Below are 25087 nucleotides of genomic sequence, written 5' to 3'. Positions count from 1 at the left end.
CACGAGGGGTGGGCGGATCAGAACTCGGATCAGAACTGGAGCCCCCACGTGTCGATCTTCCCGGTGTCCTGGGCCGCGTTGTCGCTGACCCGCAGCTTCCACGTGCCGTTGGCCGTCTCCGAGGAGGCGTTCACCGTGTACGTGGTGTTGATGTTGTCCGAACTGCCGCCGGTGCCATAGGCCTTGAGGGTGTAGGCCGTGCCGTCGGGGGCGATCAGCTGGACCTGGAGGTCGCCGATGTACGTGTGCTGGATGGTCACCGGCACACTCAGGGCCGCGGGCGCGTTGCCCGCGACGCCGGTCACGGTCACCGGGGACTCGGCCGTGGCGTTGTCCGCGATCGCGTAGTCCGTGTCGTTGGTGAACTTCGGGCCCGGCGGGTTGGTGGTGCCGCCCGTCACGTTCAGCAGGCGGTTCGGCGAGCCGGTGCCGGGGCTGGTGACGACGCCGGTCGAGGAGGCGTTGACCAGGGCGGTGGAGACCTGCGCCGGGGTCGCCGACGGGTTCTGGCCCACGTAGATCGCCGCCGCGCCCGCGACGTGCGGGGACGCCATCGACGTACCGGAGATGGTGTTGGTCGCCGAGTCGCCGGAGTTCCACGCCGAGGTGATCGAGGAGCCCGGGGCGAAGATGTCCAGGACGCTGCCGTAGTTGGAGTAGCTGGCCCTGGCGTCGGTGCTGGTCGTGGCGCCGACGGTGATGGCCTCCTGGACGCGCGCGGGGGACTTCGTGGACGCGTCGGTCGACTCGTTGCCGGCCGCGACCGCGTACGTGATGCCGGACGCGATGGAGTTGCGTACGGCCGTGTCGAGCGCGCTGTCGGCGCCGCCGCCGAGCGACATGTTGGCGACGGCGGGCTTGACCGCGTTCTTGGTCACCCAGTCGATGCCCGCGACGACCTGGGCGGTGGTGCCCGAGCCCTGGTTGTTCAGCACGCGGACGCCGACGACCTTGGCCTTCTTGGCGACGCCGTGCAGGGTGCCCGCGACGGTTCCCGCGACGTGCGTGCCGTGGCCGTGGCCGTCCTGCGCGGTGTTGTCGTTGTCGATGGCGTCATAGCCGTAGGAGGCGCGACCGCCGAAGTCGCTGTGGCTGATGCGGACGCCGGTGTCGATGACGTACGCGGTGACACCCTCGCCCGCCGAGTCCGGGTAGGTGTACTTCTGGTCCAGCGGCAGGTTCTTCTGGTCGATGCGGTCCAGACCCCAGGAGGGCGGGTTGGTCTGGGTCGCGGAGGCAGTGAACGTCCGGTTCTGGACGACGGCGTCGACCGCGGGGTCGGCGGCGAACTTCTTCGCCTCGGCCTCCGTCAGTTCGACCGCGTAGCCGTTGAGGGCCTTGTCGTAGGTCCGCTCGATCTCGGCGCCGTACTCCTTGGCGAGGGCCCTGCCCTCGGCGGAGCGGGCCTTCGGGGCGTCCTTGCCGAGGCTCACGATGTAGCTGTTCTTGATCGTGCCGGGGGCTCCGGCGTTCTCGATCCTGCCTTCCGCCTGCTCCGGCTGGGCGTTGGCCGGGAGGGCGGAGACGACGCCGAGGGCGAGGGCCGCGACCGCTGTCGCGCTGATCCCGGCCAGTCTTCGGCGGGTATGACGCATCACTGCCATCTGAGGGGTCCTCCTCAATAGGTGGTGCGCTGGTGGGGGATTGGTGCTGTCCACACTTGGTTCGCCACACACGGAGGCACCCGTCAGGGGCATGTCAATACGTCCGCACATCTATCCGTACATCTATACGAACACGCCCGACCGCACGGGATTCCGCCCCCGTCGGGACGAAAGATTGACTGATCCATAGGAATCCCACAAGGGTCAGGACCGGACGTAACGTGAGTGCCTCGCCTCGGGTTCGCCTCGCCCCGTCACTCCGGGGACGCCGGGCTCGGTCTTCGGGGCCGCCGGAGTCGATTCACTAGCCTGCGCGCATGACTGCTCTCAGCGTCTTTGGCGCCATGCCCGCCCTGCCCGACTCCTTCTGCCCCGTCGACGGGGCGCGTGTTCCCGGGGGGTCGCTCGCCTGGGCCTGTCCCGTCTGCCGCGGGCCCCTCGACCTGGACTTCTCCCCCACTCCCGCACACCTCAAGTCCCTTGCCGGGCGCGTCAATTCGCTCTGGCGGTACGCCGAGTGCCTGCCGCTGCCCGCCCCCGCCATCTCGCTCGGCGAAGGCCGTACGCCTGTCGTGGAGCTGGCGGACGGCATCTCCGCGAAGCTGGACTTCCTGATGCCGACGCTCTCCTTCAAGGACCGGGGCGCCGTCGTGCTCGCCGCTCTCGCGCAGCGCCTCGGCCCCGAGCGTGTCATCGCCGACAGCAGCGGCAACGCGGGCACGGCCCTCGCCGCGTACTGCGCGCGGGCCCAGCTCCCCTGCACCGTGTACGTGCCCGCGGGGACGTCGCCGAAGAAGCTGGAGCAGATCGGCGCGCACGGCGCGCGGCTCGAAGTCGTCGACGGCGGGCGGGAGTCGGCGGCACGCGCGGCTCGTACCGCCGCCGACGAGCCCGGCACGTTCTACGCCTCCCACGTCCACAACCCGTACTTCCTCCAGGGCACCAAGACCTACGTCCACGAGCTGTGGGAGGACCTGGGAGGCCGGCTGCCCGACGCCCTGGTCGTACCCGTCGGCAACGGCACGCTGCTGCTCGGCGCGGCCCTCGCGGTGCGCGAGCTGTACGCGGCGGGGCTCATCGCGAAAGCGCCCGCGCTGTACGCGGTGCAGTCCGCGGCGGTCGCCCCGCTCGCCGAGGCCTGGCGGGCGGGCGCGGACGATCTGGTCGGCGAGAGCGCCCCCGCGCCCACCTTCGCCGAGGGGATCGCGATCCCCCGCCCGCCGCGCGCGCGGCAGATCCTGCGGGCGGTACGCGATTTCGGGGGCGGCTTCCTCACCGTGACGGAGGAGCAGATCGCGGCGGCCCAGCGGGATCTCGCGGGGCGCGGCCTGTACGTCGAGTCGACCGGCGTGGCCTGCTGGGCGGCCGTGCGGGACGGGGCGCTCGGCGAGCGGACGGCGGTGGTGCCGCTGTGCGGGGCGGGCGCCAAGGCGGGGCTCGCGAACGCCACGGAGGGCTGACGCCAAGTAGGGGGTGGGACCGCCGTCCGGCGGTCGGAGAGTGAGGGCTCGTGACACCGGATGAACGGGACGGCACACCGGAGGAACGGGACGGCCCCGGCGCGGGCGGCGAGGCGACGGACGAGGAGCTGCTCGCCCGCGCCGGGCGCGACGCCTCGGCCTTCGAGCCGCTGGTGCGACGCCACTCGGACGCGCTGCACGGCTACTTCGCCCGGCGGGCACCCGGCGCGGCCGACGATCTGCTGGCCGAGGCCTGGCTCCAGGCCTACTCCACGCGGCACGGCTTCGACGCGGACCGCGGTCCCGCGCGGGCCTGGCTGTTCGGCGTGGCCAGAAACGTTCTGTCCGCGCACTGGCGGCGGACCGAGCGGCAGCGCACCGGGCCGCGGGGCGAGGGCCGTGACGACCCGTGGGAGGCGGTGGACGCGCGGCTCGACGCCGCGGCGGTCGCACCGCGGCTTCGCGCACTGCTGGCCGAACTCCCCTCGGTGGAGCGCGAATTGCTGCTCCTCGTCGCCTGGGAGCAGTTGACACCCGGCGAGGCCGCCGCGGCCGTCGGCATCCCGGCGGGAACGGCCAGATCGAGGCTGCACCGCGCCCGCAACCGGCTGCGCGCCGACACGCCCCTCAAGCTGACAGGAGACCTGGCATGACCGAACGCACTGAGCACGGTGGCCTTTCCCCCGAGGAGCGCGAGGCCCTTCGCGACCCCCGCGAGGAGCGCGACGCCCTTCTCGACTTCCCCGGCGCCGCGGAGCTGCTCACCGCGGGTCAGGTGCCGCCGCCCCGGCCGGGTGCCGTGGCCGCCGCGCAGGCCGCCGTGGCCTTCGAGGCGCAGCGGGAGACCCGCCCCGCGGTACCCCGCCGCCGCAGGCTGCTCGTCGCCGCCGCCGCCGTGGCCGCGATCGCGGTGGGAGCCGTGGCCTACCCCGTCCTCGACCTGGGCGGCAAGCCCGCGGCGACCGCTTCGGCCTCGGCGGGTCGGTTCCTGGACGACATGGCGGCGGTGGCCGCCGATGCCCCCGCCTCGGACGCCGAGTACTGGAAGGTGCGCGTCGAGACCGACAACCAGGACGACGGGAAGCGCACCTTCACGACCTATTACGCACGCGGCGGCGTCGAGGGCAAGGTCAAGAAGTGGCCGGTGGGCGAGGAGTGGCTGACGTGGCCGCAGCTCGACAAGCTGCCCACCGACGAGAAGGCTCTCGCCGCGCTCTTCCCGAAGGACGCCGAGCGCCGCTTCGAGCAGATCCTGATCATGCTGGAGGACTCCCCCGCGAGCCCGCGGCTGCGCGCCGCGCTCTTCCGGATCCTCGCGGACACGCCCGGCATCGAGCTGATCGGTGAGGTGAAGGACAGCAAGGGCAGGACGGGCGTCGCCGTCGAGATCGTCCGGAAGGCGTGGTTCTCCACGGGGCCGGGCAAGGACGTGACGACCTGGACCAAGGACCGCTACGTCGTGGACCCCGACACCGGCCTCCTCCTGGAGAACACGCAGAAGACCCGGGGACAGGACACCCCCGCGGACCGCTACACCTGGCTGGAGGTGGGTCCGGCGGACAGGGCCGGCTGAGCGGGATCGGGCGGGTGAGCCTCGCCGTCGGCGGGACGGGCCATCAAGGCCCGGCCCGCCGACGGCCGTTTCGCTGTCCGTCCGAGGGTCCGGCGCTCCTGTCCGTGGGACGCCGCCCCTATCCGTGGGACGACGCCCCGACCATCACCGCGTGCCCCACCTCGGACAGCATCGGCAGGTCGGAGGGGTCGTCGCCGTAGCCGTAGCAGTCCGCCGGGTCGATGTGCGGGTGCCGGGCGAGGAGTTCGCGGACCAGGCGGCGCTTCTCGTCGCCGATGACCGGGGCGCCCAGGAGCGCGCCGGTGTAGAAGCGGCCGCACCGCTCCAGGCGCGCGCAGAGCACGTGGCCGGCTCCGACCGCCTCGGCGAGCGGGTCGAGGAGCGGTCTGAACGAGCCGGAGACCAGGACGATGCTCGCGCCCTCGGCCCGGTGTCCGCGCAGCTGTGCCGCGACCTCGCGGACGTAGAAGCCCTCGGCGGCGCTGCGTTCGGCAAACCAGCGGCGGGCCCACTCCTCGACCGCCGCCACCGGCTCACCCCGCCAGGCGCGGTAGTACGCGCGGTTGGCGTCGGCCCGCGGGAGGCCCGCCGTCACTTGCGCGTGCAGGTCCTCGCGGATCCGGGCCGCGCGGCTCGCCCCCTCGGGGCCGTAGCGGCCCGCTAAGTAGTAGCCGAGGAAGTCGAGGAGGCTTTTGCAGGTGATCAGCGTCTCGTCCACGTCGGAGAAGACGAGACGCGGGCGTCGGGGTGTTGAGAGTTCAGATGTCGGCATGGGGAGCCTCCGGGGTCAGCTCCCGCGCGGGGGCGGGTACCGCGGGCGCGGGTATGTCGGACAGCTCGGAGAAGACGCTGCGGGCGTAGTCGACCGCGGCCCGCTCCCTGCGCAGCATCCGGTGGCCCGCCACGGTACGTACGTCGCGACGGCACCGCCCGACGACGTCCGGGCCCGCCGGGTCCGGGCGTACGCCGGTGCGGTGGAGCCGCTCGACCGCGCGCGCGAGCAGGCCGACCGCCGACGCCGCGATGCGGCGGTTGCGCGCCACGTCCCGCTCGGTCCAGGTGCCGGCGTCGGCGCGCTGCGCGGCGTCCCGCAGCAGGAGCTGGGCGGCCTCGATCTCGTCCGCGGAGACGGCGAGGACCCGGTGCAGCCGCAGCGCGTCGGCGTCGGAGAGGTCACGCGCGCGGCGGGCCGCCCCCTGCGACCACGCCTCCAGCGCGTGGCGGGCGGCACCGAGGGCGGGGGCGCAGAAGAGGAGGCCGCCGCCGAGTTCGGCGGGTACGGTGTGGCAGCTGGCCCGCCCGGGGCCGGGGGCGCCGGAGGTCAGGTCGGCCATGAGGAAGGAGCGGTGGCGGGGCACGGGGACGGACTCGACGACGACGGTGTGGCTGCCGGTGCCGCGCATCCCGTCGGCGCGCCAGGTGTCGAGGACGGTGGCCCGCGCGCGCGGGACGGCGAACACCCGGCAGCGTCCGCCCTGTTCGACGGGCTCGGTGGAGGCGAGCAGCAGCCAGTCCGCGAAGGCCACCCCGCTCGCGTACGCCCAGACGCCGCTCAGCAGCCAGCCGTCCCGGGTGGGTCTCGCCTCGCCCGACGCGCTCATCACGGCACTGATCCGGGTGTCGGGCGAGGCCGCCCAGAGGTCGCGCTGCCCGTCGGGAGGCAGATACGCGGCGAATCTGCCGTGCGCGCCCCACAGGGCCCCGCACCAGGCGGCCGAGGCGCAGCCCGCGCCGACCGTGGCGGCCGCGTCGAGGAGGGCGGCGAAGGTGCCTTCGGTGCCGCCCCAGGCGCGGGGGACGAAGTGCCGGGCGAATCCGGCGCGGGTCAGCAGCCGCGCGGTCTCCTCGTGCAGCCGCCGCTCCCGATCGGCGCCGTCCGTGTGGACGGCCGCCGACCTGGCGGCGCTCGCGACCGCGGCGGGCGGCAGCGCGTGGCCGCCGGACCGCCGATGTCCCGCCGGTGAACTCTGTGACTGAATCATCTGTGGCATACACCTCTCTCGCCGATTAGAATTCGTTCTTGAACGTATCTTTAGCGCCGTCGGTCCCTCGCCGCTCGATCCCCAGTGAAGGAGGTGTGCACCTTGCCGAAGCAAGCACGGGCCTTGCGCACATACGACGCCGTCCTGGACGCCGCCGCGTACGAGTTCGCGCGATACGGGTACGCGAACACCAACTTGCAGAAGATCGCCGACCAGATCGGCCTGACGAAGGGCGCCCTCTACGGCCACTTCTCCAACAAGGAGGAGCTGGCCGCCGTCCTGTCGTCCCACCTGACCACCGCGGTCGAGCTCCCCCTGGGTGAGGCGAAGGCGTCCACCGGACCGGCGCTCGGCCGGCTGCGGACGCTCATGCTCACCCTGGGGGAGCTGTTCCAGGGCGATGTGCGCGCCCGCGCCGCGCTCAGGCTGGCGCTGGAGACCGCTCAGGCGTCAGGGGTGACGGCGCCCTTGCTGGAGGAGACCCACTCCGTCGTGTTCGACCTGGTGGGAGAGGTGCAGCGGGAGGGGCACTGGGAGGCCTCGGCGTCCGCCAAGGCCGTGGCCGACCTGCTCGTGGCCGCGTTCTTCAGTGTGTTCTGGATGGGCTCCGCCCACGAACGGCCGGAGCCGGGCAGCCGCGTGGCCGCCATGTGGAACGTGCTGTCCCACGCCCTACGGGGCAAGCCCGGCCAGTGAGGCCGGCTCGGGCCAACGGCCCGCCACCTCCCGGGGGTTGCGCGGCCCGACGCCCGCCCACGTCATATCGGTCCTGGCCAGCAGGGTGTCTCCCTGGAGGGCCGCGACGCGTAGCCGGAAGGCGTCCGCCGGGGTGAGGCCGGGCACGCTCTGCTCGACGACGAGCCGGATCGGTGCGTTCAGTTCGGCGAAGGCCGCGCACTCCACCTGGGCGCCGACCAGCGCGAACGCCTGGTCGACGAGCGGCTCCTCGACCGTCTCGTGCACACAGAGGTGGCCGAGCTGCCGGAAGCCCTCCATCAGGACCATGAGCGGCACGTGGTCGGTGGGGTGGTCGAAGAGCACCGCGTGGTCGCGGTCGAGGCGCAGCTGCCAGTCGCCGTCCGGCCAGCAGCGCTCCAGGACGCAGTCCTTCCAGCGCAGCCGGCCCACCCTGCGCGGCGGCACGAGCGGGGCGGCCGTGGCGCGGTCCGGGGCCGGGACCGGCGGGGCGTCGCCGCCCCACGCCATCCGGCGCAGCAGTCCGTACCGCCTGTCGTCCATGACGTAGACCCGTATCGTGCCGCTGCCGCAGGGCTTGCCGCCCGCCAGCAGGCGTACGTCGAGCCGGGCCCCCCTCGGCCGGCCCTCCTCCCAGGTCCACTCGGCCTCGAGGACCACGGGGACGGGGACGCCGACGATCCGCAGCGCGGCCGGGTCGGTGATCTCGAAGGACAGGTCGCGGCCGACGAACCGGTGCCCGATCGGCACCTCGAAGTGCTCGTGGGCCACATAGAGAAGGGCCTGGCGGATGGTCTCCGCGAACAGCATGGGATCACTGAACCCCTGCTCGTCCGGGTGGTAGAGCGCGTGGTCGCGCGGCCACTGGGCCGCGACGGAGAAACGGCTGTCGCTTACACGACAGCCGTCCGTGACGAAGACCTCCGCGATCGAGCTGCGGTGCACCAGCTCGCGCGGGACGGGTCTGAGGAACGTGAGGCCAGGTGCCGTGCAAGCCATTGATGCGGCATCCCGGTTTCTGGAATCATCGATGAGCACGACCGACTTCTGAGACAAAGCTTCCCCCCAAATCAGGACGATCTCGTGCTGGAGAACAGACGTGTGAAGCCTTGCTGCGCGGGAATTAATATACCTGCGAGAAGGTATATTTCAAGAGTCGAACCACGTTCCATCACCACCAACTCACCCTGGGTACTGACCAGTTGGCACACACTGAGCACGATTTGGAAGCCATGAGCAACGAACGCAAGGCACCTCCGCTCCCCCTGCCGACCGCAACCTCGTCCGACGACACCTCGCACCTCAAGCAGGAGCGGGCCATCCACACCCGCAGGACGATCCTCAACGCGGCGGCCTCGGTCTTCGCCGACTCCGGCTTCCCCGCCGTCACCATCAAGGACGTCGCCGACAAGGCGGAGCTGACCAAGGGGGCCGTGTACTTCCACTTCGCCAACAAGGAGGCGATCGCCGCCGCCGTGGCGGACGAGTTCTACCGCAGACTGAACGAGATCATCGCCCCCGTCCTCGAGGGCGACCAGTCCTCGCCCGCGACGGTCGCCGACGTCATGACGGAGGTGGCCCGCGGCTTCCGTGACGACGACTTCATCAAGGCGGGCTCCCGGCTCCAGATCGAGCGGCCCTACATCAAGGCCGACATGCCGGTCCCCTACGTCGGCTTCACCGACCTGCTGACCGAGCTGCTGGAGAACTGCCGGAAGGCGGGGACGCTGGAGACCGCCGACCCGGCCGCGCTGGCGCGCGTGCTGCGGTCCGCGCTCTTCGGCGCGCAGCACATCTCCTGGGTCCAGGCCGACCGCCAGGACGTCGTCGACCGCGTACAGGAGATCGTCGACGTCTTCCTGCCCCCGGACCGGCAGGCCGGCTGACCGGGCGGGGCGGGGCAGGCGCGGGGTCGCAGGGGCCGTCAGTCGAGGAAGGCCGCCTCTATCCACCGCCGCACCCCGCGCGGCCGCATGCGGTGCAACGCGCCCACGGTGTCCGCCACTTGCTGCGAGCCCCCGACGGCGAGGAACTTCTCGCGCACCATCTCCGAGTGGCGCGAGCGCGTGTCGGGTCCTGCCGCGCCGACCGGGATGAGACGTCCGCGCGTCACGGTACGGCCGTCGGTCAGCCGTACGGTGACCCGGGCGCCGGTGGCCTTCGTCGAGTGGGCGAAGTCGTGGCCGGCGGCGCCGAGGTTGCCGACGAGGTCCACCAGGTCGTCGCCGCCGAAGCCGCGCAGCCAGGGCTCGGCCCGTGGGCCCGCCTCGCGCACCGCCTCCCCGAACGGCGCGTCGGACAGGAACAGTTCGCGGGTCATGGCCGTGTCGTGCTCCAGGCGCACGCGGCGGGCCAGCTCCCAGCGGTCGGGGTCGTCCAGGAGCGGCGAGGAGAAGTCGTCGACCGAGAACTCCCCGGTCAGCAGCGTGGTGGCCACCGGGTAGGGCACGTCGAGGACGAGGGCGCCGAGCGGGGATCCGGGGCCGTAGACGTACTGGGCCGCGCGCTCCCCCGCGAACAGCGTGTACAGGGACGCCTCGACGACGATCTCCGCCACGTCCCGCGGGCGTATCGGGCCCAGCTCCCGGTGGATCTCCGTGGCGCAGTCCACTGCGGCGTCGATGCCGGGGCCGCCGGGGTGCATCTTGAACGACAGGGTGTCGGTGTGCCAGCGGCGGCCGAGCCCCTTGGCCACCGCGTCGGGCAGCGGCACGGTCGCGAAGCGGGCCAGGAAGCCGTCCTGGTGCTCGATGATGTCGGGGGCGCCGCGCAGCCCGGCCGCCGCCGCGTCACAGGCGTCCATGGCGGTGCGGACGGGCGTGAAGGTGTTGAACAGCCGGGCGTCACTCGCCAGGAAGGCGCGCATCAGCGGCCAGTTGGGCATCGCGAAGGCCAGGCCGAAGGAGTTCTCCCACTGCTCGGCGGGGGCGCGGTCGCAGTGCAGCCGCCCCGCCACCGCGCCCGCGAGGTGGGTGTGGACGGCGCTCTGCCCGCGCAGCGGCCCGAGGGTCGCGGAGGCGGTGATGCGGGCCGCGCACTCGTTGGCCGCGACGACGGCCGTCAGCAGGGAGAGCCCGTCGAGCTTGCGGGCGTACGCGAAGGCGAGGGGCACCGCGACGGTCGAGTTCGACAGATGTCCGGCGTACGCGGTGTCGTCGAGGTTGAGCCAGGAGCCGAGGGCGGCGAACACGCCCGCCGCGGCTCGCGGGTCGCGCTGCATGGGGTGGCCGAAGGCGGCGACGAGCTTGCGGCCCAGCGGGTGGGCGAGGCCCGCCCTGATGGAGGCGATCTGCGAGAGGACCTGGCTCGCGGCGAGCTTCAGCACCCGGCACGGGATGTCCTGGGGGCGCAACTGGGCGGCCCACCGGGACAGTTCGCGCAACGGTGTGTCGGTGGCCGCGCGGGCGGGCGCGGGCCGGGGGCGCTCCCACTGCTCGCACAGCGTCCGGGCCACGCGTTCGGCGAGGACTGCCGACATGGGACGCGCCCTTCCTGTAGCGGTGTGGTCCGGGGCGGCGGTACGCCGGTGGCGCACGGCCGCCCCGGGGTGATCAGGCCGCGGGGACCTTGTCCAGGAAGCCGTAGACGCCCTTGATGCGGCCGTCGTCGGCGGTGACCGCGACGTCGAAACCGATGGCGATCGGCTCGGCGCCGGGCTCGGTGACCAGGCCCCACTGGAAGCGGGCGACGTTGTGGTGGGTGTCCACCGTGCCGATCAGTTCGAAGCTGAGGCCCTGGAACTGGTCGCGGGCGCCCGCGATGACCGCGGCGACGCCCTCGTGGCCCTCGACCGCGGCGAGCGGGTCGATGTAGGGGGCGTCGGCGGTGAAGAGTTCGGCGATCGCCGCGGCGCGCTTGTCGGCGTCGGCCTCGTTCCAGATGGCGAGGTAGCGGGTGACGGTGTTGCTGAGGTCGCTCATGAGGTCTCCTTAGTCGTAAGGGGCGTAATGGTCGTAAGGGTCGTGAGGGCCAGGTCAGGCGGGGTCCGTCGGCGCCCAGGCGGTGAGCGCCCCGGGGAGTACGTCGAAGGTGGCCGACGCGCCGATGGCGTACTGGTACTCGCCGTCGTGCTCCAGGGGCAGCCGCTCGCCGTCGGTGCGCTCGACGGTGATCGAGCGGCCGCGTGCGTACACGGTCGCCGGATGGGCCATGTGCGCGGCGTCCAGGGTCAGTCCGGGCACCTCGGTGGCGGCGACCCCGCCGCCGATGACGCAGACGTCCAGCAGTCCGTCGTCGAGCAGCGAGTCGGGCAGCACCAGGAACCGGCCGCCTCGGTAGCGGCCGCCCCCGACGTTGGCGAGGACGGTCGGGCCCTCGTGCACCACCCGCTCGTCGACGACGACCCGGCCCGGGTACGGGACGTAGGCCTTCGCGCTGTCGGCGAACGCCTTGGCGTACCGCTCCCGACCGCGCAGCGGGCTGTCCTTCGCGCTGATCAGCGCGTCGGCGATCACACCGCTACAGGCGCCCAGGTAGACACGGTTGCCGGTCTCGGCGAGCCTCGCCAGGTCCAGTCGGCGCAGCCGGGCGCTGCCGCCAGGACCGGAGTCGGCGAGGACCGCCTTGAGGGATTCGGTCCAGGGCCGGTCGCCCCAGAGCATCTTGTACCCGGAGTTGCCGGTGCCGCCGGGCACCACCTGGAGCGCGGCCCGTCCGGCGGCCCCGTCGAGACCCTGGACCACCTCGCGGACGGTGCCGTCGCCTCCGATGGTCACGACGAGGTCGGGCGCCCCCTCGGGACGTTCCAGGGCGCGGCGCACGAAGGCGGTCGCGTCCCCCCGGGCGGTGGTGAGGTGGAGCTCGGCGCGGGAGAGGTGGGCTGCGCACAACTCCACTACGTCGCGCACCAGTTCAGGGCTGTGGCTGCCGGATGCGGGATTGGCTATGACCAGGGCCCTGGTGGGGCCCGCGGCGTCGCTGCTGTCGGCCATGTCGGGCGTACTCCTTGATCTGGTAGCACCTGCGAAAGACTCTTCCACCGGGCGCTGACGCCGGTCTGACGTGCGGCTGACTCCGCTGCCGGGTCCGCCACGGGGCTCGACGGCGGGTCCGCTACCAGGTCACGAGCAGGGAGTCGAGCCCGTAGTTGATCGTGTTCTCGCGGAACGACACCGCCCCGGGGACGTCCGCGACGCGCAGGCCGGGGAAGCGGCCCACCAGGGCGCGCAGGGCGACCTCCAGCTCCATGCGGGCCAGCGAGGCGCCCGGGCACAGGTGCGGGCCGTAGCCGAAGGCGATGTGCCGGCTCGCGTCCCGGTCCAGGTCGACGCGGTCGCCGCCGGGGAAGACCGACTCGTCGTGGTTGGCGCTCGGGTAGGCGAGGATCACGCCGTCGCCCTTCGCGATGCGGGCGCCGCCGATCTCCGCGTCCTCGACGGCGACGCGGACCTGGTTGTCCTGGGTGATGGACCAGTAGCGCAGCAGTTCCTCGACGGCCGGGGCGAACAGGTCCGGGTCGCGGCGCAGCCGCTCCAGTCGGCCCGGCTCGCGCAGCAGGCTGAGCACGCTGAGGCTGAGCTGGTGGGCGGTGGTCTCGTGGCCCGCCACCAGGAAGAGCCGGGCCATCGCCACCAGGTCGTCGTGGGACAGCTCGCCGGTGGCCACGTACTGCGTGGCGAGGCGGCTGAGCAGGTCCTCCTCGGGCTCGCGGCCCTTGCGGCGGATCAGTTCGTCCAGGTACTGGGTCATCTCGACGAAGGCCGCGTAGATCTCCTCGGGCGTGGCGTCCTGGGAGAGGACGGCCTGGCTCAGCTCGGTGAAGTCGCACTCGTCCGCCTCCGGGACGCCCAGCATGCGGGCGATCACCAGGGACGGCAGCCGGACGGAGAAGGCGGCCACCAGGTCGGCCGGGCGTGGCCCCCGCTCCAGCTCGTCGACGAGGCGCTCCACCAGCAGCTCCACCGAGGGCCGCAGCGCGCGGGTGCGGCGGGCGGTGAACTCGGTCATCGCCATGCGGCGCAGCCGCCCGTGCTCCGGGCCGTCCATGCGCGTGAACGACATCACCCGGGGCGCGGGCGGCAGTTGTATACGAACGGGGAAGCCGGGCTGGGTGTCGTCCGAGCTGAAACGCGCGTCGGTCAGGACCGCGCGGACATCGTCGTAGCGTGTGATGAGCCACGCCTCACCTGTCCTGATCCGGACCTTGACGGGTCCGCCCCTGCGGAGTTCGGCGTAGGCGTCCGGCGGTGAATACGGGCAGGTGCGCGGCATGGGCCAGGCGGCGAGCCGCTCCTGGACCTCGGGCATGACAGGAGTGACCGTCATGGCATTTCCCCCCTGGGCTATGGCTTGTTCCTTTCCGTCATGCTGGCCGAATGCCCTGATGCTCCCCTGACGTCCGGCTGACCCTTTCTGGCCGGATCTCGTGCCTGTCGTGACCGGTGGGGACACACCTGCGTAACACGCGCGACCGCGCTCTCACGGCATACGGACGGCGGGTGCCCCGGAGCCTTCGCTCCGGGGCACCCGCCGTCCGAACCGCCCGGTACCGGGCCCTTGTTCAGCCCTTCTCGGCCTTGCGCGGCAGGAACTGCACCAGGGCCGCGACCAGGACGCAGATGCCGGCCTGGACGTACAGGCTGAACCCGAACCCGTCGGTGTAGCCCTGCGCCGACGGGTGCTCCCCGACCTGGTCGAAGAAGACCACGCCGATGATCGCGATGCCCAGCGCGTTCCCCATCTCCTGGCCGGTGGAGAACACCCCGGAGGCCGCCGCCGCGTGCTCGGTCGCCACCCCCTCGAGGACCAGCGAGGTGAGTGGGGCGACCACCAGGCCCATGCCGAAGCCGCAGACCACCATCGCGGGGATGCACCAGCCGACCGAGCCCGTGGTACCGAGCTGGGAGGCGGTCTGGGCGAAGGCGATGTCGCCCGCGGCCACCACCAGGGCGCCCAGTGCGAGCGCCTGCCGCCCCAGCTTGGCGGCGAACTTGGGCGCCATGGCCGAGGCGACGAAGAAGCCGAGGCCCAGCGGCACGAAGAGCAGCCCCGACTCCAGGGCCGAAGCGCCGTGCCCCTGCTGGAGGTAGAGCGCGAGGACCAGGAAGAAGGAGGCCATCACCGAGAAGTAGACGAGGATGGTGACGGATCCGACGCCGAACGCCCTGTCACGGAAGAGGGACGGGCTCACCAGCGGCGACTTGGCGCTCGCCGCGAGCCGCCGCTGGCAGAACCAGAAGGCGGCGAGCAGCGGCACCGCCGCCGCCATGCACAGCCAGGTCCAGGCGGGCCAGCCCTCCTCGCGGCCGATGACCAGCGGCAGCACGACCGCGGTGAGCCCGGCGGTGACGAGCAGGACACCGACCAGGTCGAGCCCGGTACGGCCCTCGGACTTCGACTCCGGCACCAGCTTCGGGGTGAGCGCGAGCACGATCGCGCCGATCGGCACGTTGATGAGGAAGATGGTCCGCCAGTCCATGCCGAACACGTCGGCCTTGATCAGCAGCCCGCCGATCAGCTGCCCGAAGACCGCGGCCGCGCCGAGCGCGATGCCGTACGCGTTGAACGCGACGGCGCGGTGCTTGCCCGAGTAGGTGGTCGTCAGGATGCCGAGCACCTGCGGGATGACCAGCGCCGCTGCCGCGCCCTGGATGCCGCGGGCGATGATCAGCTCGCCCATGTTCTGGGCGATGCCGCAGGCCAGCGAGGCGAGCGTGAAGAGCAGCACGCCGATCGAGTAGACCCGACGCCTGCCGTAGATGTCGCCGAGCCGGCCGCCGGTGATCAGCAGCGCGGACAGGCCGATGGTGAAGGTGACGGCGATGAGCTGGATCTCCGCCGCGGTGGCGTGCATGTTCGTCTGGAGCGAGGGGATCGCCACGTTGACGATGAAGAAGTCGAGGTTGGTGATGAAGAGGCCGGCCAGGACGACGAGCAGCGCCCCGTAGGAGGGCTTGGCCGCCGCGGCCTCGTCCGGCGGCGCGGCCTGAGGCGCGAGGGGCGGGACGCCCGCGCCCTTGATGTCGATGTCCGCCTCGGCCTTGACGTTGAGGTCCGCCTCGGTAGTCATGAGCGGCCCGCCAGTCGCCGCAGCCGCTGGGCGAAGTGCGTGGTGACGGCCTCGGCGTGGCTGTCGATGTAGAAGTGGCCACCCGGGTACTCGCTGTGGCCCAGGTACTGGGGGCTGCGCCCGGCCCAGTGCTCCATGGCGTCCGGGCTCTCCATCAGCGGATCGGACGCGCCGCCGTAGGAGACCAGCGGGCAGGCGGTGCCCGCGCCGTCGTCGACGTACTGGGCGGCGACGCGCAGGTCGGCGCGGAGCGCGGGGACGACGAGGGCGAGCATCTGGGGGTTGTCGTAGATCTCGGCGGGGAACGACCCCAACTTCTTGATCCACTCGACGAGTTCGGGGGCGGGCATCCGGCTCTGCTCCTCCGTCGGCTGGAAGAAGCCGACGGGCGACCACCCGGACATGCCGACGAGGACCGGCGAGGGGCCGCCCTCCGCCTCCATACGGATGGTGAGGCGGAACGCCAGCTGGGCGCCGAGGCAGTGCCCGAAGAACGCGAAGGGCCGCTCGTCCAGGTCGTCGGCGACCGCCTCGTGGAGCGCGTCGAGCAGCGGGTCCCAGTCCTCGTACGTCATCTCGTCGCGCCGGTTGTGGCGTCCTGGCAGGGTGACCGCCTGCGGGGCGATGTCGCCCGGCAGCAGCCGCTCCCAGTCGCGGTAGATGATGGCTCCGCTGCCCGCGTGCGGCAGCATGAACAGCCGTACGGAGGCGTCCTCGGACGGCTCGGCCGGGTGGAACCACTCACCCGCGGCGGACATCTCCTGGCCCAGGGTGGCAGTGGCGGTGGCGGTGGTCACGACTGTGTTCTCCCAACGGTTGTGTGCCGGCCGATGGCGCGTACCGCGGGCAGCAGCACCTCGGCGATCTCCTTCAGCTGCGGCTCCGGGTCGAGCGACCCGATCCGGATGACGAGGTGGCGGGCACCGGCGCGCACATAGGCGCCGAGCCACTCGGCGCAGCTCTCGGCGCTGCCCCAGCCGTAGGCCTGGATGGCCGACATCTGCTCCAGGGAGCGCCCGTAGTAGTGCTCGATGTAGTGCTCCAGCTCGGCCTTGGCCGCCGCCTCGTCGCGGTTGACGGTGACCGTCGCGTACAGCGCGGGGGTTACCGCGTCGGGGGCGCGGCCCGCCGCCTCGGCGAGTTCGGCGATGCGGGCGCGGGCCCTGCCGTACGCCTCGGCGTCCGGCAGGAACGGCAGCCAGCCGTCGTACTTCTCGGCGACCCTGGCGAGCACCTTCGGGGTGTCGCTGCCGGCCAGCCAGAGCGGCGGGCCGCCGGGCGAGGCGGGCTTCGGCAGCCGCTCAAGGCGCTCGGCCTGCCAGAACTTGCCCTGGAATGCGGTGGGTTGGCCCTCCTCGCCGGAGCGCCAGGCGGTGCGCCACAGCGCGGCGATCTCGTCGAGCCGCCCCACCCGCCCGGCGAAGGAGGCCCCGACGGAGGCGAACTCCTCCTCCGTCTCGGGCATCGGGAAGCCGGAGCCGAGCCCGAGGACCAGTCGGCCGGCGGCCACGTGGTCCAGGCTCGCGATCAGGTGGGAGCCGATCAGCGGGTGGCGCAGGGCGGGGGTGAACGCGGCCGTGCCGACGGTGATCCGCTCGGTGGCGGCGGCGGCCGCGGAGAGCACGACGAGGGGGTCGAGGCGCGGCCTGGCGGTCAGCGAGTCGCCCGCCCACAGCGAGTCGAAGCCGAGCGCCTCGGCCTGCCGGGCGAAGTCGAGCAGCGGTGCGGCGGCGTAGGCGCCGTTGATGGCCTGTTCCCGGGTGGGCAACAGGATGCCGATGCGCAGGGGCCCGGCAAAGGACTGCATGGGGTGCTCCGTTTCGTGTGGTCCGCTGGATCGTCTGGTCCGTGCGTCAGGCGTGCTGGCGCTGCGGCGGCAGCGAGGCCGTCCGTGCCGAGTCGCGGCGCTGGACGGGCAGGGTCAGGCGCTCGGCCGCCGGGGGTGCCTCGGCGGTCAGCCGGTCCCGCACGGCGCGGCGCAGGATCTTCCCCGACGGGTTGCGCGGCAGGTCCTCGGCGAAGTGGAAGGCGCTCGGGATCTTGTAGTCGGCGAGGTGGGCGCGGAGGGCGACGAGCAGTTCGCGGGGCTTGACGGTGGCGCCGGGCCGCGGGACGACGACGGCGTGCACCGCCTCGCCCCAGTGCGGGTCGGGCAGTCCGACGACGGCGGCGTCGGCGACGGCCGGGTGGGCGGCGAGCGCCTTCTCGACCTCGGCGGGGTAGATGTTCTGCCCGGCCACGATGATCGTGTCGTTCATGCGGTCGCGCAGGTACACATAGCCGTCCTCGTCGAGGTAGCCGGCGTCGCCCATGTGCAGCCACTCCCCCACGACGGTGCGCTCGGTGGCCTCGGGGAGGTTCCAGTAGCCGAGCATGCGCGAGGGGGTGCGTACGCATATCTGACCGGTCTCGCCGGGCGGCAGGCTCTCGCCGTCCGGGCCGATGACCTTGACCTCGTTGCCGGGGCAGGGCCTGCCGACCGACTTCAGGAGGCCGGTGCCGGGGCGGTGTGCCTCGGGGGGCAGGCAGACCGCGACGCTGCCGGTCTCGGTGCTGGCGTAGATCTGCGCGAACTGGCAGCCGAAGACCGCGAGGCAGCGTTCGAGCAGCGTCTCGGACATCGGCGCCGCCCCGTAGGCGATCTTGCGCAGGGAGGTGAACGCGGCCGGGCCCGCGCCGCGTTCGGCCATCATCATCTGGAGCATGGCGGGCGCCGCGAAGGTGATGGTGACGCCGTGCTCGCGGATGAGCCGCACCGCCTCCTGCGGGATGAACTGCGGCATCACCACGCTCGTGCCACCGGCGTTGAAGGTGTGCATGAACCAGCCAATGCCCGCGATGCCGAAGCCCGGCAGCGAGATGAGGCTGACGTCGTCCGGGAGCCAGTCGAGCCAGTCGGCGCCGTGCTCGCGCATCGCGGCGGGCAGCGTGAAGAAGCTGCGGTGGGCGAGGACCGCGCCCTTGGGGAGCCCGGTGGTCCCGCTGGTGTAGATCTGGACGACCGCGTCGTCCGGTCCCGTGCCCGGCTCCAGGTCGGTGGTGGGGTGGTCGGCGTACCAGGCGGGCAGCCCGGCGCCGCGCGCCGGTTCGCCCTCGCTGTCGGTGCCGTCGACGCGGACGACGGTGCGCAGGCCGGGCAGCTGCGGCCTGACCCGGTCGGCGGTCTCCCAGAACTCGTCGTCCACGAAGAGGAGCACGGCGCCCGAGTCGCGCAGGATGTGGTCCACCTCGCCCTGGGTGAGGCGCCAGTTGACCGGGACCAGGACGGCGCCGGCCTTCGCGCAGGCGAGGATCGTGAGGTAGTAGTTCTCCGACTCGCGTCCCAGGTAGGCGACGCGGTCGCCGGGGCCGATCCCGGCGTCGCGCAGGGCGTGGGCCGCGCGGTTGCTGTCCCTGTGCAGCTTCCCGTAGGTGGTGGTGCGGCCCTCGCAGATGATCGCGGCGTGCTCCGCCCGGCCCCCGGCGTGCGTCCTGGAGGTGCGGGTCAGCGTCCAGTTACTGGTGGTGTGGTGTTCCACTGTGGTCTCCCGTCAGGGGTGCTGCTGCGTGGCCGGGGCGAGGCGCCCGTCGAGGAACTCGGTGAGCCTGCGGACCGTCGGGTGGTCGAAGGTCAGCGATGCCGGCAGCGGCAGCCGGAACAGGGTCTCCAGGCCGCCCTTGACGGTCTGGGCCATGAGCGAGTCCAGGCCGAGCGAGACGAACTCGGCGTTCGGATCGAGGTCGTCCCCGGCGTCCATGTGCAGCGCGTCGGCGACCTTCTCGCGCACGGCCGCGGCGATCAGGGCCGTGCGCTCCGGCTTCGGCAGGGCGGCCAGCGCGGTGAGGTCGAGGCCGGTGCCGACCGCGCCGCCCTGGTCGTGGCGGGCGAGCCGGTCGTAGAACGCGTCGTCCACTCCGCCGCCCGCCACATAGCGCGCCCAGTCGAACTCGCCCACCACCCGGCGGCTGCCGGGCCGCTGCCAGAGCGCGGCGAGGGTGTCGAGCGCCCTGGTGGGCGAGAAGAAGCGGACGCCGCTGCGGTCGATCTCCTGGGCCAGCTGCTCGTCGAGCCGGGCGGACATGCCGACCCTGGCCCAGGCGCCCCAGTTGACCGAGAGGCCCGGCAGTCCGCGCAGGCCGCGCCACTCGGCGAGGCTGTCGAGGCCCGCGCTCGCGGCCGCGTAGTGGCCCTGGGTGGCGCCGCCGAGAACGGAGGCGATCGAGGAGTACGTCACGAAGAAGTCGAGGTCGGGGAAGAACTCCTCGGCCGCCTCGTGCAGCAGCCAGCCGCCGTACGCCTTCGGGGCGAGCTGGGCGTCGATGGACTCCCAGGTCAGCTCGGCGATCAGCTTCTTGTCGAAGGAGCCCGCCGCGTGCACGACACCGCCGACCGGGTGGGGACCTGCCGCGAGCCCGGCGGCGAGGTTCCGCACGTCGTCGGTGCTGCTCACATCGGCCCGTACGACGCTGACCTCCGCCCGTTCGGACAGTTCGGCGAGGACCGGCGCGGCCTCCTCGGTGGCCCGTCCGCCGCGGCTGACCAGGGTCAGGTGCCGGGCGCCGAGGGAGACCAGCTTGCGTGCGGTGACCAGACCGAGGCCGCCGAGACCTCCGGTGACGAGATACGTGCGGTCGGCGCGGACGCGGGCCGGGGCGGGCTCGGGGTCCGGGCCGCCCGGCACGTCCACCCACACCTCGGCGCGGGACCCGGAGGCGGCGGTGCGCAGCGCCTCACCCAGCTCCTCCAGGCGGAAGGCCGTGGCCCCGCCCCGCGCCTCGGCCCCGCCCCGCGCCTTGCCGCTGGCCGCGCCGGGCGCGAGCGCCACCTCGGTGGCCGGGACGGTGAGGGTGGCGCGCAGGGCGCCGTCATGGCGTACGTAGACCTCGTCGCCCGCGGTGAAAGCGGCCTCGGCGCCGGCCGCGAGGACCGTTCCCGCGGCCAGTGAGCCGAGCACGGGTCCGGGTACGCCGGACTCCTCGCCGTCCAGGGCTGCCCGGGCGTCGGCCGCGGTGAGGGCGACCGAGGCGACCCGCACCTGGACCTCGCCGGCCGCGGGGGCGCGGTCCTCGGCGGGCGCGAGGCACAGGTCGGAGAGGTCGCCGGAGCCCGGGGGGCGCAGCGCGAAGCCGCCGGGCCAGGTGCGGGCGGTGTCGCCGGGCAGCAGCCGTCGGACGTGGCGCAGGCCGCCGCGGAGGGCGATCTGGTACTCGCCGGGCGCTTCGGCACGGCACTCGTCGAGCAGCGCCGACAGGCCGTCGCCGGGCGCGAGGTCGACCAGCGTCGCGCGGTACTGGGGCGACTCGGTCAGCAGCACCCGGCCGAAGCCCCACAGGGTGGCGGCGGCCAGGTGCGCGCCGCTGCCGGGGCTGTCGCCGGGCAGCCGCTGGGCGCCCTCGGTGACCAGCCACAGCCGGGGCGGCCGCTGCTGGGCCGCGGCGTCGAGCACGGTCAACAGGCCGAGCAGATCACGGTAGTTGTGCTCGCACTCGGCGCGCATCAGCTCGGCCGACATCGCGCCGGGCAGCGGGCGCCAGCTCCAGCAGACGTCGGTGACGGAGTCGTCGTCCAGGGCGGCCTTGAGGGCGGCGGAGTCGGCGACGGGTGTGACGCGCAGGCCGTCCGGGGCGGTGCCGGCGTCCTCGGTGCGGCCGAGGAGCAGGACGTGCCGGGGGGCGGCGTCCGGCACGGCGGCGGACAGGGCGCGGCGCACCCACTCGGGTCGGTGCAGGAACTGCCGTCGCCCGGCCGGGACTTCGGGGCGGGCGAGGGTGACGCCGCCGAGTTCGATGACGGGGTCGCCGTTCTCCAGGACCAGGATGTCGGCGAGGCGCCGGTCCTGTTCCGTGGTGACGCGGGCGACGACGGTCAGCCGCTCGCCGCGGGGCTTCTTGAAGTGGCGTACGGACGCGATCTCGCGGGGCAGGAAGACCGGGCCCTCGGGGTCGAGGACGACGGCCGCCTCCACCGCGGCCTCGATCAGCTCGGCGGGCACCTGCTCGACGGAGGCGGTGAAGCGGCAGGTCAACTCGGCCGTGTATACGCCCGATGGGTGGCGGGCCGCGCCGAGCAGGGTGCGGGCGCGCGGACCGTGCGGGCGGCCCACCGACGTGAGGTCGGTGTAGAGGTCCTCGGCGTCGCTCTCCAGAAGAGCGGGTCCCGCGACGAGCCCGGTGAGCGGCGGCTCGTCCTGGTCCTGGCCGGGGGCAAGCACGGCGGTCGCGTGCACGCGCTCCGTGCCCTCGTCACCCGCGTCGTCGCCGGTCTTCTCCGCGACACTCAGGACCGTCACCTCGGCGCCGCCGTCCGCGCGCGGCCGCAGCCGGGTGGTCAGGGTGAGGGGCGTCTCGGCCTTCAGGGTGAGCGGTTCGGGGAGCCTCAGCTCCTGGACGGCCGCGCGGGTGTGGCCGTGCACGGCGTCCTGGAGGGCGAGCAGCAGGTCTACGTAGGCACCGGCGGGCAGCGTGGTGCGGTCGCCGTCGGCGAAGTCGGCGAGCGCGCCCAGCTCCTCGACGGTGAACTCGGCCGTGAACTCCCGCACGGGCCCGTCCAGTCGCACCTCCGTACCCAGCAGCGGGTGATGCGCCGCCCCGCCCCGCGCGCCGCCCTTGCGGGGGGTGGCGGTGGGCAGCCAGTAGCGCTTGCGCTGGAAGGCGTAGGTGGGCAGCGCCGTCTTGGCGGGGACGGCACGGCCGTCGTGGTAGCCGGCCCAGGAGACCGGCAGGCCCGCGGTGTAGTACTCCGCGAGGGCCCGCAGCGTGGTGTCACCGCCCCGGTCGCGCCGCCGCAGGCTGGCCAGCCACAGGTGGTCGGCGACCGGCAGGGAGCGCTGGGCTAGTGCGGTCAGCGCGGTGGAGGGGCCGATCTCGATCAGGGCGTGGCGGCCGCGCCGGGCGACCGCGCGGATGCCGGCGAGGAACTGCACCGGCTCGCCGATGTGCCGCACCCAGTAGTCGGGGGTGCCGATCTCGGCGAGGCGGGCGAGCTTGCCCGTGACGTTGGAGATGAGGCTGATGGACGGCTCGCGGAAGGTGATGGCCTCCAGGGCGGCGCGGAAGTCGTCGTACACCTCGGCCATGAGCGGCGAGTGGAAGGCGTGCGAGACGGCCAGCCGGTCGACGCGCAGCCCCTGGGCGAGCAGCTGCCCGGTGACCTGCGCGAGCGCGTCGGCGCCGCCCGAGATCACGCACTGGTCGGGGGCGTTGGAGGCGGCGAGCGCCAGGTCGGGGTGGGGATCGAGGAGCGGCAGGACGTCCTCGGCGGGGGCGGTGACCGCCGCCATGCCGCCCTCGGCGCGCACGGCCTGCATGAGGCGGGCGCGGGCGGATACGAGCGTCACGGCGTCCGGGAGGCTGAACAGGCCCGCGACCGCGGCGGCCGACACCTCGCCGATGCTGTGTCCGATGAGCACGTTCGGGCGCACGCCCCAGGACATCCACAGCTGGGCGAGGGCGTACTCCAGGGTGAACAGGGCGGGCTGGGTGTACTCGGTACGGTCGATCGACTCGGGGTCGTCGGCGGCACCGATCACCAAGTCGCGTACGGAGCGGCCCAGTTCGGCGGCGAACAGGCGGTCGCACTCGTCGACGTGGCGGCGGAAGACCGGGAAGCCCCCGTACAGGTGGGCGCCCATGCCCGCGTACTGCGCGCCCTGCCCGCTGAACATGAACGCGACCTTGCGGATGCCGGCCGGGCCCTGGTGGTCGTGGTCCGCGGCCTTGTCGAGGAGCTTGGTGAGCGCGGCGCGGTCGGTGACCGGGCCCGCGAGGCGGTAGGGGTGGTGGGTGCGCGAGACGTTGCCGGTGTAGCAGAGCCCGTCGACCGGCAGCTCCGGGGCATCGGCCAGCAACTGCCGGTATCGCGCGACCTGTTCGCGCAGGGCGGCGGCGGTCTTGGCGGAGAGCGTGAACATGGGGGTCGCGGGCGCCTCACCCGCCGCGGAGTCCGGCGCCGCGGTGGCCGGGGGCTGCTCAAGAACGACCGCGCCGATGGTGCCCGCGAAGCCGAAGCTGTTGACGACCGCGCGCCGGACCGGCGCCTTCCACGGCTCGCACGCGGTGGGCACCCGCACCGGGTACAGGTCCCAGGGGATGCGTCCGGAGGGGGTGTCGAGGTTGAGGTGCGGGTAGATCGTGCCGGACCTGATCTGGAGGACCGCCTTGATGACGCCGACGATCCCGGAAGCGGGCTCCATGTGGCCGAGATTGGTCTTCACGGAGCCGACGAGCAGCGGGTCGCTCTTGGTGTGCGAGTCGGCGAAGGTGTCCCCGATGGCGCCGAACTCGATGGGGTCGCCGAGCGGGGTGCCGGTGCCGTGCGCCTCCACGTACTGGATGTCCTCGGGGGCGAGCGCGGCGGCGGCGAGCGCGGAGCGGATCACCTTCTCCTGGGCGGGGCCGTTGGGCACGGTCAGGCCCGCGCTGTCGCCGTCCTGGCCGACGGCGGTGCCCCTGACCAGGGCGAGGACGGTGTCGCCGTCGCGGGTGGCGTCGGAGAGCCGCTTCAGTACGAGGATGCCGCAGCCCTCGGCGCGGGCGTACCCGTCGGCGGACTCGTCGAAGGTCTTGCACTGCCCGTCGGGGGACAGCATCTGCGCGTTGGAGAACATCACCGGGATACGCGGGTGGTGCAGGGCGTTGACGCCGCCGCACAGCGCGATGTCGGTCTCGCCCGCGCGCAGTCCCTGCACGGCGACGTGCAGGGCGGCCAGGGACGACGAGCACGCGGTGTCGACGCTCATGCTCGGGCCGCGCCAGCCGAGGAAGTAGGACAGGCGCCCCGACAGCGGGAACATGGTGATGCCGGAGGCCAGCAGGCCGTCCAGCTCCTCGTAGGGCAGGGAGTCCAGTTCGAGGGCGTAGTCGATGGAGCTGGCGCCGATGTACACGCCGCCGTTGCCGCGGCGCAGCGGCGCCGGGTCGATGTTGGCGTGCTCCAGGGCCTGCCAGGCGGTCTCCAGCAGCATGCGCTGCTGGGGGTCCATGTACTGGGCTTCCTTCGGGGAGATGTTGAAGAAGGCCGCGTCGAAACGGTCGATGCGGTCGAGGAATCCGCCGGACGTCGTGTGGATCTTCCCCTTGTCGTCCGGGCTCTGCGGGGTGAACGCCTCGACGTCCCACCGGTCGCCGGGAATGGGTCCGATCCCCGAGCGCCCTTCGCGCAAGAAGGCGTCGAATTCATCGAGGGAATTGCTGCCGCCGGGGAATCGCAGGCCCACACCGACGATCGCGATCGGCTCCGGCGCCCGGTCGGACGCCTGATTCTTCTCTGATTCCTCGCGCGGCATACCGCGTCTCCTTCTGTCCGGGACCCTGGTGGATCAGTTGGTGCTGGGTATCGCGCCGGCTATTGCGTGGGACGGGTCGGACACCGCGTCGACGAGATAGTCGAGGAGCCGGCCGACCGTCGGTTCGTTGAAGAGCACGTTCGCGTTGATGGAGAGGTCGAGGATCCCCTCCAGGGTCCGCCTCATCTCGGTGAGCTTCAGCGAGGTGAGACCGAGGTCGAAGTAGCTGATGTCGAGCGGCAGCTCCTCCGCGTCGTCCATGAGCAGGGTCGCCCTGAACTGGCTGACGAGGAGCTGTTCCATTTCCTCGGCGAGTTCCGTCCGGGGAAGTTCCCGGAATTGCTGAAGTGTCATGTGTTCGGGAGACATGGAGCCATGAAATCAATGCGGGCTGACGCCTCACTGACGTCGCGCGCGTACCCTCCGCGCCCGCCACTCAGTCACCTCTTTCGGTTCTGAACACGGGGTTGTCTCAATCAGTTCGGCCCGGCCAATCAGTAC

The 25087-nt window shown here is 72.7% G+C and carries 19 protein-coding genes; 5 read left to right on the top strand and 14 right to left on the bottom strand.

Annotated elements, in window-relative coordinates; all coding sequences use genetic code 11:
• Positions 1-29: 29 nt before the first annotated feature.
• Positions 30-1604, bottom strand: coding sequence for a S8 family peptidase (locus tag CP975_RS22990; protein ID WP_150477291.1), 1575 nt, complete (start codon positions 1602-1604; stop codon positions 30-32).
• Between the two features lie 344 nt (positions 1605-1948).
• Here CP975_RS22990 and CP975_RS22985 point away from each other — a divergent pair, with 344 nt between their 5' ends.
• The 3 genes from CP975_RS22985 to CP975_RS22975 are packed head-to-tail and all read left to right on the top strand — an operon-like array spanning position 1949 to position 4637.
• Positions 1949-3064 carry a threonine synthase gene (locus tag CP975_RS22985; RefSeq protein WP_150477955.1) on the top strand — a complete coding sequence of 372 codons (1116 nt, stop codon included), beginning with the start codon at positions 1949-1951 and terminating at the stop codon, positions 3062-3064.
• A gap of 50 nt (positions 3065-3114) precedes the next feature.
• Positions 3115-3717 (top strand): RNA polymerase sigma factor, encoded by a 603-nt coding sequence (locus tag CP975_RS22980; protein ID WP_150477290.1) that lies wholly within the window; start codon positions 3115-3117, stop codon positions 3715-3717.
• Entirely contained in the window at positions 3714-4637 is a 924-nt protein-coding gene (locus CP975_RS22975) for a hypothetical protein (protein WP_055530440.1), read from the top strand. The genes CP975_RS22980 and CP975_RS22975 overlap by 4 nt, the downstream gene beginning before the upstream one ends.
• Positions 4638-4755: 118 nt before the next feature.
• On the opposite strand, the gene CP975_RS22970 is transcribed toward CP975_RS22975, so the two are convergent.
• A complete protein-coding gene (locus tag CP975_RS22970) occupies positions 4756-5409 on the bottom strand; it encodes an HAD family hydrolase (protein WP_055530442.1) in 654 nt (217 codons plus the stop codon).
• Complete coding sequence (locus CP975_RS22965; RefSeq protein ID WP_055530444.1) at positions 5396-6619, bottom strand: acyl-CoA dehydrogenase family protein; 1224 nt, start codon at positions 6617-6619, stop codon at positions 5396-5398. The genes CP975_RS22970 and CP975_RS22965 overlap by 14 nt, the downstream gene beginning before the upstream one ends.
• A 93-nt stretch (positions 6620-6712) precedes the next feature.
• On the opposite strand from CP975_RS22965, the gene CP975_RS22960 reads away from it, so the two are divergent.
• Positions 6713-7315: a TetR/AcrR family transcriptional regulator gene (locus CP975_RS22960; RefSeq protein ID WP_246201604.1), complete on the top strand. Its 603-nt coding sequence runs from the start codon at positions 6713-6715 to the stop codon at positions 7313-7315.
• On the opposite strand, the gene CP975_RS22955 is transcribed toward CP975_RS22960, so the two are convergent.
• Entirely contained in the window at positions 7292-8314 is a 1023-nt protein-coding gene (locus tag CP975_RS22955) for a ScbA/BarX family gamma-butyrolactone biosynthesis protein (RefSeq protein ID WP_055530448.1), read from the bottom strand. The two genes, CP975_RS22960 and CP975_RS22955, sit on opposite strands and share 24 nt — an antisense overlap.
• Positions 8315-8547: 233 nt before the next feature.
• Between CP975_RS22955 and CP975_RS22950 the strand changes: the two genes are divergently transcribed.
• Entirely contained in the window at positions 8548-9201 is a 654-nt protein-coding gene (locus CP975_RS22950) for a ScbR family autoregulator-binding transcription factor (protein WP_150477289.1), read from the top strand.
• A gap of 38 nt (positions 9202-9239) precedes the next feature.
• On the opposite strand, the gene CP975_RS22945 is transcribed toward CP975_RS22950, so the two are convergent.
• From CP975_RS22945 to CP975_RS22900, 10 genes are all read right to left on the bottom strand, one after another.
• Positions 9240-10793 carry an MmgE/PrpD family protein gene (locus CP975_RS22945; RefSeq protein ID WP_150477288.1) on the bottom strand — a complete coding sequence of 518 codons (1554 nt, stop codon included), beginning with the start codon at positions 10791-10793 and terminating at the stop codon, positions 9240-9242.
• Between the two features lie 73 nt (positions 10794-10866).
• Positions 10867-11235 (bottom strand): nuclear transport factor 2 family protein, encoded by a 369-nt coding sequence (locus CP975_RS22940; protein WP_055530450.1) that lies wholly within the window; start codon positions 11233-11235, stop codon positions 10867-10869.
• 54 nt (positions 11236-11289) lie between these two features.
• Positions 11290-12246, bottom strand: coding sequence for a diacylglycerol/lipid kinase family protein (locus tag CP975_RS22935; RefSeq protein WP_055530452.1), 957 nt, complete (start codon positions 12244-12246; stop codon positions 11290-11292).
• A 121-nt stretch (positions 12247-12367) separates the two neighbouring features.
• Complete coding sequence (locus tag CP975_RS22930) at positions 12368-13579, bottom strand: cytochrome P450 (RefSeq protein ID WP_070321200.1); 1212 nt, start codon at positions 13577-13579, stop codon at positions 12368-12370.
• 235 nt (positions 13580-13814) lie between these two features.
• Entirely contained in the window at positions 13815-15323 is a 1509-nt protein-coding gene (locus CP975_RS22925) for an MFS transporter (protein WP_150477287.1), read from the bottom strand.
• Positions 15320-16081: a thioesterase II family protein gene (locus CP975_RS22920; protein WP_055530479.1), complete on the bottom strand. Its 762-nt coding sequence runs from the start codon at positions 16079-16081 to the stop codon at positions 15320-15322. The genes CP975_RS22925 and CP975_RS22920 overlap by 4 nt, the downstream gene beginning before the upstream one ends.
• Positions 16082-16116: 35 nt before the next feature.
• Positions 16117-17130: an LLM class flavin-dependent oxidoreductase gene (locus tag CP975_RS22915; protein ID WP_055530454.1), complete on the bottom strand. Its 1014-nt coding sequence runs from the start codon at positions 17128-17130 to the stop codon at positions 16117-16119.
• A 46-nt stretch (positions 17131-17176) separates the two neighbouring features.
• Positions 17177-18841: a fatty acid--CoA ligase gene (locus tag CP975_RS22910; RefSeq protein WP_055530456.1), complete on the bottom strand. Its 1665-nt coding sequence runs from the start codon at positions 18839-18841 to the stop codon at positions 17177-17179.
• A gap of 12 nt (positions 18842-18853) precedes the next feature.
• Entirely contained in the window at positions 18854-24586 is a 5733-nt protein-coding gene (locus tag CP975_RS22905) for a type I polyketide synthase (RefSeq protein ID WP_055530457.1), read from the bottom strand.
• 33 nt (positions 24587-24619) lie between these two features.
• Positions 24620-24940 carry an acyl carrier protein gene (locus CP975_RS22900; RefSeq protein ID WP_246201603.1) on the bottom strand — a complete coding sequence of 107 codons (321 nt, stop codon included), beginning with the start codon at positions 24938-24940 and terminating at the stop codon, positions 24620-24622.
• Positions 24941-25087 lie beyond the last annotated feature (147 nt).

Source organism: Streptomyces alboniger, from assembly GCF_008704395.1.
Lineage (GTDB): Bacteria > Actinomycetota > Actinomycetes > Streptomycetales > Streptomycetaceae > Streptomyces > Streptomyces alboniger.
Note: the sequence above shows the minus strand (reverse complement) of the source record. Positions and strands in the feature narration are given on the sequence as shown.